At 42.8% G+C, this 14,370-nt stretch carries 8 protein-coding genes; 2 read left to right on the forward strand and 6 right to left on the reverse strand.

The features are described from left to right. Positions 1 to 48: 48 nt before the first annotated feature. From B9T29_RS01705 to aspA, 5 genes are all read right to left on the reverse strand, one after another. A complete protein-coding gene (locus tag B9T29_RS01705; RefSeq protein WP_086174267.1) occupies positions 49 to 1,509 on the reverse strand; it encodes an adenylate/guanylate cyclase domain-containing protein in 1,461 nt (486 codons plus the stop codon). Between the two features lie 67 nt (positions 1,510 to 1,576). Then, positions 1,577 to 2,011: an HIT domain-containing protein gene (locus B9T29_RS01710; protein WP_086174268.1), complete on the reverse strand. Its 435-nt coding sequence runs from the start codon at positions 2,009 to 2,011 to the stop codon at positions 1,577 to 1,579. 233 nt (positions 2,012 to 2,244) lie between these two features. Then, positions 2,245 to 5,703 (reverse strand): transcription-repair coupling factor, encoded by a 3,459-nt coding sequence (mfd, locus tag B9T29_RS01715; RefSeq protein ID WP_086174269.1) that lies wholly within the window; start codon positions 5,701 to 5,703, stop codon positions 2,245 to 2,247. Positions 5,704 to 5,836: 133 nt separating this feature from the next. Beyond that, positions 5,837 to 6,208: a hypothetical protein gene (locus B9T29_RS01720; protein WP_086174403.1), complete on the reverse strand. Its 372-nt coding sequence runs from the start codon at positions 6,206 to 6,208 to the stop codon at positions 5,837 to 5,839. A 139-nt stretch (positions 6,209 to 6,347) separates the two neighbouring features. After that, on the reverse strand, positions 6,348 to 7,796 hold the full coding sequence (gene aspA, locus B9T29_RS01725; protein WP_086174270.1) for an aspartate ammonia-lyase: 1,449 nt from the start codon (positions 7,794 to 7,796) through the stop codon (positions 6,348 to 6,350). 460 nt (positions 7,797 to 8,256) lie between these two features. Between aspA and putP the strand changes: the two genes are divergently transcribed. Further along, the gene (putP, locus tag B9T29_RS01730) at positions 8,257 to 9,795 is read left to right on the forward strand and encodes a sodium/proline symporter PutP (protein ID WP_086174271.1); all 1,539 of its coding nucleotides are present in this window, start codon (positions 8,257 to 8,259) and stop codon (positions 9,793 to 9,795) included. A gap of 64 nt (positions 9,796 to 9,859) precedes the next feature. Here putP and B9T29_RS01735 read toward each other — a convergent pair whose 3' ends face one another. Then, positions 9,860 to 10,351 carry an Lrp/AsnC ligand binding domain-containing protein gene (locus B9T29_RS01735; RefSeq protein ID WP_086174272.1) on the reverse strand — a complete coding sequence of 164 codons (492 nt, stop codon included), beginning with the start codon at positions 10,349 to 10,351 and terminating at the stop codon, positions 9,860 to 9,862. 119 nt (positions 10,352 to 10,470) lie between these two features. Here B9T29_RS01735 and putA point away from each other — a divergent pair, with 119 nt between their 5' ends. Then, the gene (putA, locus tag B9T29_RS01740; RefSeq protein WP_086174273.1) at positions 10,471 to 14,241 is read left to right on the forward strand and encodes a trifunctional transcriptional regulator/proline dehydrogenase/L-glutamate gamma-semialdehyde dehydrogenase; all 3,771 of its coding nucleotides are present in this window, start codon (positions 10,471 to 10,473) and stop codon (positions 14,239 to 14,241) included. Positions 14,242 to 14,370 lie beyond the last annotated feature (129 nt).

The following is a 14,370-nucleotide window of genomic DNA, read 5'->3' on the forward strand; positions in this document are numbered from 1 at the left end:
CGCTATTGCGTGGTTTTTTATATTTAAGCTGAAGCTAAATAAATATTTCTAGTGATACTGCTGGTCTTTCTGATCTTCCACTACATCTTCCAGACTCAGCTTTACAATGCCTTCTGAATTGGTCATTTTTTGCTGTTTTTCAATACGCTTAATCATTTTTTCCAACACTTGGATCAGCTCTGGATATTCATAATTTTGCACTTCATCCAGATTCAGCAATAAATGAAAGCCTTTATATTCATAATCAAACCAGCGCTGATAATCTGATTTACGCGAAGTATATTTTTCCATGACCTGCCAAGTCTTGACTGGACCTTGAATACCCTTAAGCCTAATAGGTGCTTTAGGCGCACACAAATAATCATTTTTAATTAAATTATAGGTTTCATCTGAAATCAAAATTTCATCTACCGCTGCCGCACTTTGTAATCGTGCTGCCAAATTGGCATCCCGGCCAACAATGGTATAAGCCATACGATGCGCCGCACCATAGTTACCCACGTGACAATATCCGGTACTGATTCCCATACGAATATGCAAGGCCGGATAACCCATTTTAATCCAGCGCTCTCTGAGCAGTTTCATTTGCTGACGCATGTCAATCGCCATGTCCAGACAAGTTTTTGCATCTTGTTCGGCACCTTGCGAGATTGGATCACCAAAGAAAATCAGGATGGCATCACCCATAAACTTATCGACTGTCGCTTCATACTGCTTGGCAATTTCCGTCATATGACTGAGATAGTCATTCAGCAAGAATGCTAAATCATCAGGAATCAGCGTTTCTGAAAGTTCGGTAAAACCTTGAATATCTGAAAAGAAAATAGTCATTTTTTTTCGTTTATATTCAATTTTGGCTTCCGATTCCCCTTTCATAATCGACTGCCACAACTGCACAGGTGCATAGCGGCTAAGCTGGTTGGCAAACTCCATATAACGATTCATTTGATCATAATAATAGGATTTGCGATTACTGATATGTTGAATCTGACTGCTTTGGTAAAAACTGCCAACACCGAAAAAAGTAATTAAACAAATAAAGCCAAGTACAGTTAATTCACCAGTGGTTTGTTCAAAATACTCACCAAAACCAAAAATCAGAATATTACATAGATAAAAATTTGCTATTCCGATTAAACTTGCCAATGAGACCACTAAAAAAGAAATCTTGTTAGTGATTGCCGTATATAAAATGACAAACAGTGAAATAAAAGTCAGAACCAGGTTTAAATGAATAGCAGATAAAATGACTGAAATAACAATAACATCAGTAATAAATAAGACACTGCGTTTTATATTGGAATTATAACGATACTGTAACCAGGTCGATAATTTTGGCGTGACCAGAAAAATAACCAAGAGAAAAAAAGGAATATAAATTTGGTATTGAGTGTCAGATGTCGTGTAATGATAGACAATCATCAGTAAAGACAACATCATATATCCCATCAAACGATGAAAATATTCAAATTGTCTTGGTTCTTTTCTAATCCAGTCGTCTAATGACACTCAATTCCTCCTGATCCGAGCCTTTACACCATAAATTCCATACTATGGCTTTTTCGATGACCAGAAATTAATCCATGCGCCAGTCAAATGGCATGTCACCCTGACCGCGTAATGCAAGCATCAAGGTTTGACGCATATGCGCAAGAACTTCATTGGTATAAGGAACTGCGGGTGTACCCCAAACTGGTTTTGGCCAAGCCACGTCATTTTGGTAGCGAACCACATGATGAAAATGCAATTGCGGAACCATGTTTCCTAGTGCCGCAACATTCATCTTGTCTGCGCGGAATACACGTGCAAGCTGACTGGATAACCAGCTAGATTCACGCAAAAATTGTTCCTGGTCGGCCTGACTTAATTCATATAATTCGCTCACGCCTGGTACGCGTGGAATTAAGATGAGCCACGGAAATTGCATATCATTCATTAAACGACATGTTGACAGTGGAAAGTCGCCTACAAAAAAAGTATCTTGAGCAAGTTGTGGATGCAAACTAAACATATCTTTATAAATTATGCAAAATTAGAATGATGGCTAATACTATCACATACAATGGGACGTGAATATTCTATGCAATGAGTTTCATTACAAATAAACCACTATTTGCACTGAACATGCTAACACGCTTGAATTTAATAAATTTCTTTAAAAAATCAAGTGCTTCATGACTAGAATGATTCAAATCCGGGCAATTTTAAAAATGAGTGCATAATATTTATGCACCCTGCAACAGATCAGCGAATTTCTTTTAATAAATTATCCAGTAAATCGACAATGAACTGGATACGCTTTTGATAATCTTCCAGCATCACCATTACTTTTAAACGCTGTCCGCCATCCATACGGAAAAAGGTCGGATGTTTTTGCATCATCTGAATAATGCTGATGGCCTGTACCGGCGTATCCGGTGAAAATTCAATATGCCCGCCATGCGAACTGATATCAACTTTGGTAATGCCCAGCTGCTCTGCCTTTAACCTAATTTGATGCACAGCAAACAACTGTTTCACTGGCTGAGGCGGCACACCAAAACGGTCAATCAGCTCCATGCGGATATTGTCGAGTTTTTCCTGAGTATCGGTATTACTGATACGTTTATAGAAGAGCAAGCGCTGATGCACATCCCCCAGATATTCATCTGGAATCAGCGCCGGCATATGCAGGTTGATTTCGGCAATTAAGGACAATGGTGCATCGAAATTCGGGGTTTTGCCTTTTTGAATGGCTTTGGTCGCCTTTTCCAGCATTTCCATATACAGGCTATAACCAATGGCTTGCATGGAACCACTTTGCTGCTCGCCTAGAAGCTCACCGGCACCACGAATTTCCAGATCTTCCGTCGCCAGCATGAAACCGGCACCTAAATTAGATGCACGCTGAATCGCATCCAGACGTTTTTCTGCATCCCCTTTTAAGCCTTTAAGTGAAGGCACTAACAGATAAGCATAAGCCTGATGATGAGAGCGTCCCACACGACCACGCAACTGGTGTAACTGTGCAAGGCCTAATTTGTCAGCACGTTCAATCAAGATGGTATTGGCATTGGGTACATCAATCCCGGTTTCAATAATGGTTGAGCAGACCAGAACATTGTATTCCTTGTGATAAAACTGCTGCATCACCTGCTCCAGTTCACGTTCCCTCATTTGACCATGGGCAACCGCTACCCGGGCTTCAGGTACCAGTTCACGAATATTTTCGGCAGTGCGCTCGATGGTATCCACTTCATTATGCAGGAAATATACCTGTCCACCGCGCAGCAATTCACGCAGAATCGCTTCTTTAATCGATTCGCTGGTCTGTTCCTGCACAAAGGTTTTCACGGCCAGACGACGCGCAGGCGGTGTGGCGATAATCGACAGATCACGCATTCCGCTAAAAGCCATATTTAAGGTACGCGGAATTGGTGTCGCGGTGAGGGTCAGCATATCGACATCTGCACGCATAGCTTTTATACGTTCTTTGTCACGCACGCCAAAACGATGCTCTTCATCAACAATCATCAGACCCAGATTTTTAAACTGAATACTTTCCTGCAAAATTTTATGCGTACCAATGACGATATCCACTTTACCTTCAGCCAGGTCTTCAATGGTTTTGCTATGTGATTTGCTTGAACCAAAACGGGAAAGCACTTCAATACGAATCGGCCAGTCGGCAAAACGGTCTCTAAAGGATTCATAGTGCTGCTGTGCCAGCAAGGTCGTCGGAACCAGAACTGCGACCTGCTTGTTGTTTTGTACCGCTAAAAATGCAGCACGCATCGCTACTTCAGTTTTACCAAAGCCTACATCGCCACACACCAAACGATCCATCGGTTTGGCCAGCTGCATATCGTGCAGGGTTGCTTCAATCGCATTGGCCTGATCTAGGGTTTCCTCATAGGCAAAACCACTGGAAAATTGCATATAAGGACTTTGTTCCAGTTCAAAACTAAAGCCCGGCTTGGCATGACGGCGTGCTTGAATATGCAACAGTTCAGCGGCAACATCATGAATCTGTTCCAGCGCTTTACGTTTTGCCTTGTTCCAGGCATCGGTACCCAGTTTATGCAAAGGTGCCAAGTCCGGATCGCCGCCACTATAACGGCTGATTAAATGCAGATTGGTGACCGGCACATACACCTTGGCCGCATCGGCATAATCAAGCTGTAAAAACTCATGCTCCTGATCATCAATACTTAAAGTGACCAGGCCGGCATAACGTCCAACACCATAATCAATATGCACCACCGGTGCACCGATACTCAGTTCAGTTAAACTGCGAATCAGGAATTCTTCAGATACTTCTTGCTGACGCTTACGGCGGCGTTGTACTACACGATGTTCATAAAGCTGGTTTTCCGAAATCACGGTGAGCTGATTCGGAATGACCAGACCACGATCCAGTGGCGCACTGGTAATGGCTATTGCATGTAAAGAGCTTCTAAATTGCGCGTAGTTTTCAACATTGGGAATGTCCCCCAGCGCTGGACGCAAGGCATCTTTGAGCGTTTCACGACGGCCTGCACTTTCAGCCACCAACAGTACCGGATGATTGGCCGCATCAATATATTTTTTAACCGCTGAAAACGGTTTTTCCTGTTTTGGGTCCACCGGTAAACGCGGAGGAGTTTCCGTGTTGAAATTAATCACACCGGTTTTTTCGACAAATTCTTCAGTTGAGGCGATGATTCTGGCGAACTGGTTCAGCTGCTCTAAAACCTGATTCGGCTGCAAGAAAATATCTTCTGGCGGCAAAATAGGATGATCGACATTATGACGGCGATCTTCATAACGGCGAACCACATCCTTCCAAAAACTGGTTAAACCTTCATCTAGATGCTTATCTGTAATGACAATGCCATTCTTGGGTAAGTACGCCATCAGCGTACTTTGCGTATCCATGGCCTGCTTACTAAAGAATAAAGGGAAATAGAACTCTAGACCCGGCGATGCAATGCCTTCTAAAACATCTTGATAGATTGGATTTTTCTTCGGATTTGCCTGAGGAAAACTTTCAGCATAACGATCACGGAACGTTGCACGGCCTTCTTTAAGGGGAAATTCCTTGGCCGGTAAGACCGAAAACTGTTGCAGTGTTTGCGTGGTTCTTTGTGTTTCAGGATCAAAGAATTTCAGGCTTTCAATTTCATCATCAAACAGATCGATACGAATTGGTGCACTTTGTCCGGATGCATAGATATCCATAATGCTGCCGCGCACAGCGAATTCACCATGGTCATATACGGTATCGACCAGATGATAGCCCGCCTGAATTAAACGCAGTTTTTGTTGTTCTAATTCAAATTTTTGCCCGACTTTAATATCAAAATGTTCGCCTAATATCCATGAGGTCGGTGCAACACGCTGTGCCAGAGTCGATGCAGAAAGCAGCAATACGCCCTGCTGTGGCATATTGGATAAAATGGAAAGGCGTTCTGACACGATATCCTGATGTGGAGATAAACGGTCGTAGGGCAAAATTTCCCAATCCGGAAAAATGGTCGGTTTTATGCCATAAAATTCCAGTTCACTTTCCAACTGTCCCAAATGCTGATTATTTCTGGCCACCACAATAAATAATTGCTTACTTTGCGTCGCAATTTCTTTGAACAATAACGCGGCAGATGAGCCTTGTAAATTACCGACCCAGCGTTTTTCGCCTGCTTTTAATTGTGGCAGATTCAGTTGAGAAATTTCTTGTTGGAACATGTATATAGCTTTTGGTCTAAATGACATGAGCTGTATCTTAACATGGGTTTTTTCTTGGTTGAGTTATTTTTATATGCAGCTCATGCTGGCATCCAAATCCTTTTAGATGCCGAGTGCACAAGCATCTATCGCATTATTTTTCGCGCAGAAAATTACGATAGTAATCATTCAGCTTTTTAATGATCTGTTTCAACTGCAACAGGTTTTCTTCAGTATTGCCTAATCGGGCTACAAAACGCTGATTAGCGATTTCCAGATCAATTTTTTCATTGATTAGAATGGCGGTAAAATACAGAACTTTTAAATCGTCAAAGTTATTTAGTTTGCGATTAGAGAAATAAGCCAAGCGTTCTGACAATTGATTGACGACAATCCCATCGACAATATAGCCCTGCTCCGGATCGAACTGGATATTATTGTCTTGAAGATATAGCTGTTCAGGAGACGGTTTAGAACTTTTGAACAGTCCTGAACCTGTAAATAGTCCGGTAAGTTTATTCAGCATGGGCATGGCACATAGAAAAAAATCCTGAATATTTTAACCCTGTGCTGCATCATCTTCACCCCTATTTTTTCATAAAAAAGATCGCTGTTTAAATTGCGACCTTTTTTATTCGGATCATGATTATTTTGCTAGCCAGCAATTAGCCGACCTGTGCCAAAGGTTCATGCTGTAGGCTTACTTCTGAAACCAGGTTGCTAAATGCGAATATTTCATCCAGCTGCACTTGAGTCAGTAATTCCAGCTCCAGAACCACCTGTTGAATGGTCTTATTTTCAGCAATGCACTGTTTTCCAATTTCATCGCATTTGGCATGCCCCAGAATTGGATCGAGTAAAGTCACAATACCCACGCTACGCATCACTGCGTCATAGCATGCCTGCTCATTGGCTTGGATGCCTTTTATACATTTATTATCCAGACTTGAAATAGCTCGGGTCAGTAATTCAATCGATTCATTAATTGCAACAGCAATCACCGGTTCCATGACATTAAGCTGTAATTGACCTGCTTCAGCAGCCATGGTCACGGTTAAATCATTGCCAATCACTTTATAAGCGATCTGATTCACCACTTCAGGAATCACCGGATTGATTTTGGCTGGCATAATGGATGAGCCAGCTTGCAATTCAGGTAACCGAATTTCCGCCAAACCAGTACGCGGCCCCGAGCTTAGTAAACGCAAGTCATTACATATTTTTGAAAGTTTCACTGCCAGACGTTTCAGCGCACTGGATAAAATAATAAATACACCGCAATCGCTGGTGGCTTCAACATAGTCTTCCGCCCCCATTAAATTCAGCCCGGTAATTTTATTTAAAGATTGAATCGCTTCATGCGCATAACCTTGAGGGGTATTTACCCCTGTACCAATGGCTGTAGCCCCCAGATTCACTTCCAGTAAAAGCTCACGGGTACGCTGAATTAAACGGATATCTTCTTTTAACAAAGTTGCAAAAGCACGGAACTCTTGTCCCAAAGTCATCGGAACTGCATCTTGTAATTGAGTACGTCCCATTTTTAAAACAAACTGAAACTCAGCAACCTTGATATGCAGCGTATCAATCAATTTTTGCATCTGAAGTAACAGATCATCCAGACTATAATAGGTCGCCAAGCGTAATGCGGTTGGATACACGTCATTGGTGGATTGGGATTTATTGACATGATCATTGGGATGAATATGTTCATATTGCCCCTTATGAAAACCTAAATGCTCTAAGGCAATATTGGCCAATACCTCATTGGTATTCATATTAATAGATGTTCCCGCTCCTCCTTGATAAACATCTAAAGGAAAAGCCTCACTCCATTTTTCCGGAAATTCGATGAGTTCATTACAGGCAAGCTGAATCGCTTGACTGACTTGTTCCGAAATTTTGCTAAATTTTAAATTGGTTTGTGCCGAAGCTTTTTTAACTTGCGCCAAAGCCCGAATAAAATGCGGCTGACTTCCAACTTTCTGATTAGAGATTTGAAAATTCTCTAAAGCCCTTACAGTATGAATGCCGTAATAACATGCTGCTGGAACTTCTTTTGCTCCCAGCAAATCACGCTCTATTCTTGTATTGTCGGGTTGAACTGTTGTCACTTTATATACTCACATGTATGCACTAGAATTGTGCAATTGAAAAATATTAAGGCTTTACGCTATTTTAAATATTGTAAAAAGATATTTATTTGGCAATGCTCTTTAACCAAATACATGGACTCTGTAGCGAATGTAAGTATTTGTAACTATCTTAGCGCTTCCAATTTTCATCATTAAAAAAAATTAGGCACAAAAATTTTTGAGCGTTATTTCTAATTCACAGTAGACAATTATTCGCACAAGATGAATGACATTAAATTACACACTTATAAGTTATTTATTTTATTAAATTTTTATCAATTGTATCTGAAAACACATTCCGCTACACAACACGTGATTAAATCCCTTAGAAATGTTACAGAAGGTAATTTCAATTTTATGGTTGAATCAGCGCCTGACTGAACCTGCACAAAAAATCATCTTGGAAAGATGTTATTCATAAGGACATAAGGATGCGCCCATGAGTCAACTTAACCCCACCCTCATCACATTTATTTTTTATATCATTGCCATGGTTGGTATAGGACTGTATGCCTATAAAGCCACCTCCGACTTTTCAGATTATATTCTGGGAGGGCGCAGTCTGGGCAGCGTGGTCACCGCCCTTTCCGCAGGAGCTTCCGATATGAGCGGCTGGTTGCTGATGGGTTTGCCTGGAGCGATTTATCTTTCAGGTTTATCTGAAGCCTGGATTGCGATTGGCCTGATTATTGGTGCATGGCTGAACTGGCTGTTAGTCGCCGGTCGATTACGTGTACATACTGAAGTGCAGAACAATGCCTTAACCCTGCCAGACTATTTCACCAGTCGTTTTGGTGACCGTAAACGTGTGCTACGCATTATTTCGGCTTTGGTTATTCTGGTATTTTTCTCGATTTATTGTGCGTCCGGCATGGTCGCAGGTGCACGATTATTCGAAAGTATTTTTGGCATGTCTTATACCACTGCGCTCTGGATTAGCGCCATTGCAACGATTAGTTATGTCTGTATCGGTGGTTTTCTTGCGATTAGCTGGACCGATACTTTCCAGGCTGGACTGATGATTTTCGCGCTGCTGCTTACACCAATCATGGCCTATCTGGCACTGGGTGATCACAGTCAGCAGTTTGCAAGCGTGATTGAAACCGCGCGTCCGCATGCCAGCAATATGCTTTCAGGTTTAAGTACCGTCGCCATCCTATCCTCCCTCGCATGGGGCTTAGGCTATTTTGGACAACCGCATATTCTGGTGCGTTTTATGGCGGCCGATTCTGTAAAGACCATTCCTGCAGCACGTCGTATTGGCATGAGCTGGATGATTCTATGTTTAGGCGGTGCCATGGGTGCGGGTTATATCGGTATCGCCTACTTTCAGCAACATCCTGAATTATCTGCTGTAGTTTCGCAAAATCCTGAAACTATATTTATGGAACTGACCAAAATCCTGTTTAATCCGTGGATTGCGGGGATTATTTTAGCCGCTATTTTAGCTGCAGTGATGAGTACCCTCAGCTGTCAGCTTCTGGTCTGCTCAAGTACATTGACTGAAGATTTATATAAATCCTTCCTGCGCAAAAATGCGTCACAAAAGGAACTGGTCTGGGTAGGACGCCTGATGGTTTTAGCTATTGCCGTTCTCGCCATTACACTTGCAAGTAACCCGAACAGTAAAGTGCTCGGTCTGGTAGCTTATGCCTGGGCAGGATTTGGTGCTGCATTTGGTCCGCTGATCATCTTGTCTTTATTCTGGAAACGCATGACCTTAAACGGCGCGATTGCCGGTATTATTGTGGGAGCTGTGACAGTAATTTTATGGAAAAACACCATGGCCAGTACCGGCTTGTATGAAATTGTGCCCGGTTTTATTCTGTCATTTGTAGGTATTGTGGTGGTGAGCTTATTAGAAAAAGCGCCTTCACAGGAAGTCATTCAGCGTTTCGAACAAGCAGATGAATTGTACAAGAAAGAAATGGCAGAGTTGCAAAATGGAATACCGGCTCAACCTGAAAATTCACTATAAATTGCGGATGAGCTGTATCAAAATTTGAATGTGATATAAGGGGCTTATGCCCCTTTTATTGATTCTATTTTTGCCCTTTATTTTTAAGATAAATTTTAGAGCTTTCTTTAATCACTTCCATTACCGGATAACTACGCGTCTCTTTTATACCCGGCAATTGCCAGAGCACCTGTCCTGAAATTCTGCGGAACTCTTCCATATTGGCACAGCGGATTTTCACCACAAAATCAAATCCACCACTGATCATGTGACATTCCACAATTTCAGGATATTGCATGATCGCATCGGAAAATTCTTCCAACACATTGGGTGTGGTTTTATCCAGTAAGATTTCCACAAACACCACAAAACTGGCATTCAGCATGTCAGGATTGAGTTTCGCTTCATAGCCTAAAATAAAACCGTCTTTGGCTAATTTCTGCACCCGTGCCAAAGCCGCAGTCGGGGACAAATTCACCGCTTCAGCCAATTTGATATTTGAAATTCGTCCATCATTTTGCAGAATATCTAAAATTTTGATATCTGTTCTGTCCAAGGTAAAAATTGGGCTCGTCATCTGAATTATTCTCTAAAATGAATAAAAATTATAGTGAGTTATTCGGCATCCTTTCTGTAATCATAAATTATATAAGGTATTTCACTCAACAAAAATATTGGCAGTCACAGGATGTTGGCATGAATATGATGGACACAGAAACTCGCTTCGACGAAGCTAAACCTCACTTTGAATATATTACTGAATTCAAAGAAAAGAATGATTATGAAGTTGAGGTTAATACTGCCTGGCGCCGTGCTGAACCCGAGTGTGTTGAAAACCTGCTTGAATATAGCCAGATTTCTGAACAACTGAATCAGCGTATTTACGACCTGGCTTTTAACCTGGCCCACACATTGCGTGAACGTAAAAGCTCTAATGGTAAAGCCGGGATCGTTCAGGGTTTATTGCAAGAATTTTCATTATCCTCTCAAGAAGGCATTGCCTTGATGTGTCTGGCCGAAGCCCTGCTTCGAATTCCAGACAGCGCGACACGTGACTTGCTGATTCGCGACAAAATTAATCAGGGCAACTGGAAAGAACATTTGGGACAAAGCAGCCTGATGTTTGTCAACGCCGCGGCTTGGGGTCTCATGCTGACCGGCAAACTGATGGAAACCCCGAAACAAAAAAGTCTATCCAGCGTACTGACCGGGCTGTTAGCACGTAGTGGTCGCGGGATTATCCGTAAAGCAGTAGATGTCGCCATGCGGATGATGGGTGAACAGTTCGTTACTGGTGAAACTATTCAAGAAGCGCTAGAACATGCAGAACCTCTGGAAGACAAAGGTTTCCGTTATTCTTATGACATGCTCGGTGAAGCAGCCCTCACAGAACATGATGCTGAACGTTATTATCAAGATTATAGCAATGCGATTCATGCCATCGGTCAAGCTTCACAAGACAAAGATGTTTATGACGGTTCGGGTATTTCGATCAAGTTGTCTGCCCTGCATCCGCGCTATCAGCGTGCACAAATCAGCCGCGTACATGAAGAGCTGTATCCAAAAGTGCTGCAATTGGCAGAACTAGCAAAACGCTACAATATTGGTTTAAACATTGATGCTGAAGAATCTGAGCGTCTGGAAATTTCTTTAGAATTACTCGAGCGTCTGTGTTTTGAGCCTAGTCTTGCCGACTGGAAAGGTATTGGCTTTGTGATTCAGGCCTATCAAAAACGTTGTTTCAACGTGGTTGATTACATAGTGGATTTAGCAAAACGCAGTCAAAAACGCTTGATGATCCGTCTGGTTAAAGGTGCTTACTGGGATAGCGAAATCAAGAAAGCCCAGATTGATGGCATGATCGATTATCCGGTGTTTACCCGCAAAGTGCATACTGATTTATCTTATATTGCCTGTGCGAAAAAACTGTTGGCCGCGCCAGAGCAGATCTATCCGCAGTTTGCGACGCACAATGCCCAGACCCTTGCCACGATTTACCATCTGGCCGATCCAAACCAATATTACAGCGGTCAGTATGAATTCCAGTGTCTGCATGGCATGGGCGAACCGCTGTATGAGCAAGTGGTGGGCAATAAAATGGATAACAAACTGGGTGTGCCTTGCCGTATTTATGCACCAGTCGGCAATCATGAAACGCTACTGGCGTATCTGGTACGACGCTTACTGGAAAATGGCGCCAATACCTCTTTCGTGAATCGTATTGCAGATAAATCCTTAAAAATTGAAGATCTGATTGAAAATCCACATTCAGAAATTTTGAAAAATGCAGCCCATGAATCACAGCTTGGTCAAAAGCATCCAGCTATTCCCTTAGCACCCGATTTATATGGCAATAACCGTCCAAACTCAGCAGGTCTGGATTTAGCCAATGATCATGACCTGACTGAACTAAACCAGACTGCACACAACCTGAGTCAGCATCAATGGCAGGCAAAAGCCTGGGGGAAAAATATCGGTCTTGAAAATGACTCAACTGATACAAGGCCACAGTCACTTCTTATTGTGAATCCTGCCGATCATCTAGATATAGTTGGTCATGTACAGGAAGCAAGCGCTGATCAGGTCAATCAGGCCTTGGATAATGCCGTGAATGCACAAGCTGAATGGAGCAATACTCCTAAAGACACACGTGCTGCTTGCTTACAGCGTGCAGCGGATATCATGCAAGCACGTTTGCAAGAATTGATGATTTTACTGTGTCGTGAAAGCGGTAAAACCTATGCCCATGCCATTGCAGAAGTTCGTGAAGCGATCGATTTCCTGCGTTATTACGCTGCGCAAATCATCGATCTGAATCAGGATGCAGTAATTCAACCATTAGGCACGGTGCTATGTATCAGTCCATGGAATTTCCCCTTGGCGATTTTTACAGGACAAATTTCTGCGGCGTTGGTGGCAGGAAACACCGTGATTGCCAAACCGGCTGAACAAACCCCGTTGATTGCTGCGCAAGCGATTCAAATTTTATGGCAAGCCGGTATTCCTCAAGATGTACTGCAACTTCTACCGGGACAAGGTGAAACAGTCGGTGCGCAATTAAGCGGTGATGCGCGTATTCAAGGCATCATGTTTACCGGTTCCACCGAAGTAGCCAAAATTTTGCAAAAGACTCTTGCGCAACGACTCAGCACTTCGGGTCAACCGATTCCTTTAATTGCGGAAACGGGCGGTCAAAATGCCATGATTGTGGATTCATCCGCATTGACTGAACAAGTGATTCTAGATGTGGTGAGTTCGGCTTATGACAGTGCCGGGCAACGTTGCTCTGCCTTACGAGTGCTCTGTGTTCAAGAAGATAATGCAGATAGTGTCATCAATATGCTGAAAGGTGCGATGCAACAACTGCGTATCGGCAATCCATTGCTGTTAAAAACCGATATCGGCCCGGTGATTGATCTTGAAGCACAAAGCAATATCCAGAAACATATTGACCAGATGCGCGGCAAAGGCCATCCCGTCCATCAATTGATGCTGAATGTAACACAGGATCAGACTTTAACCGAAGGTACTTTTATTCCACCTACTTTAATTGAATTACCAAATCTGGATGATTTGCAGCGAGAAGTGTTTGGTCCGGTCTTGCATGTGATTCGTTATCAATACGGTCAATTAGAACAGCTGCTTGAACAGATCAACAGCAAAGGTTACGGACTCACCATGGGACTGCATACCCGTATTGATGAAACCATTCAAACCGTGATTGCCCATGCAGAAGTCGGCAACTTATACATCAACCGTAATATTGTCGGTGCAGTGGTCGGCGTTCAGCCTTTTGGTGGTGAAGGCCTATCCGGTACCGGACCTAAAGCCGGTGGTCCAATTTATCTGTATCGTTTAATGCAGCACTGCTCTGCTAAAAAACTGACCACTCCTTTTGCAACTCAGGCACAAGTAACACAGCCAGCGCACCAACCTTTATATGAACTGTTTTATCGATGGGCAGATAAAACCTTCCCGCAATATCAATTAAAACCATGCCCTACATTCTGTTCTGGCCATCATTATGAATTGCAAGGTCCGACCGGTGAAAGCAATCAATATGTGGTGTTGCCAAGAAAACGTGTGCTGTCTCTGGCAGAGCAAGAACAGGATCAGATTCAGCAATGGGCGGCAATTTTTGCGGTTGGCAGCCAGCCAGTTGTACTGGCTGAGAATACCTTTGTGCTGAAGTATCTGGCTCAAATGCCCAAAGAAATTGCACAGCGTTTTGCCGTAATCCAGAACATCGAAAGCGGTGATTTTGATGCCGTGCTGCATCACGGCAGTAAAGCACAACTGCAATACTTGCAAACTCAAATTGCTGGCCGTTCCGGGGCAATTATCGGCATTACGCATTTAAAACCGCTTGATCACGATATTCCTTTAGAGCGCTTAGTAATTGAACGCGCGATCAGTATCAATACCGCAGCCGCAGGAGGTAATGCCAGCCTGATGACCTTAAATTAAAAGCTTAACGTCAACCCAAACTTAAAAAATGTACTTCAGCACTTAACCCTATAACGAAGTATCGCTTCCTCTTTACCAAGTCAACTTCTCCCTGGTCTGGTTGACTTGGTTTCTTTTTAGTTTTGAAAC

The organism is Acinetobacter sp. ANC 3903 (genome assembly GCF_002135315.1).
Lineage (GTDB): Bacteria > Pseudomonadota > Gammaproteobacteria > Pseudomonadales > Moraxellaceae > Acinetobacter.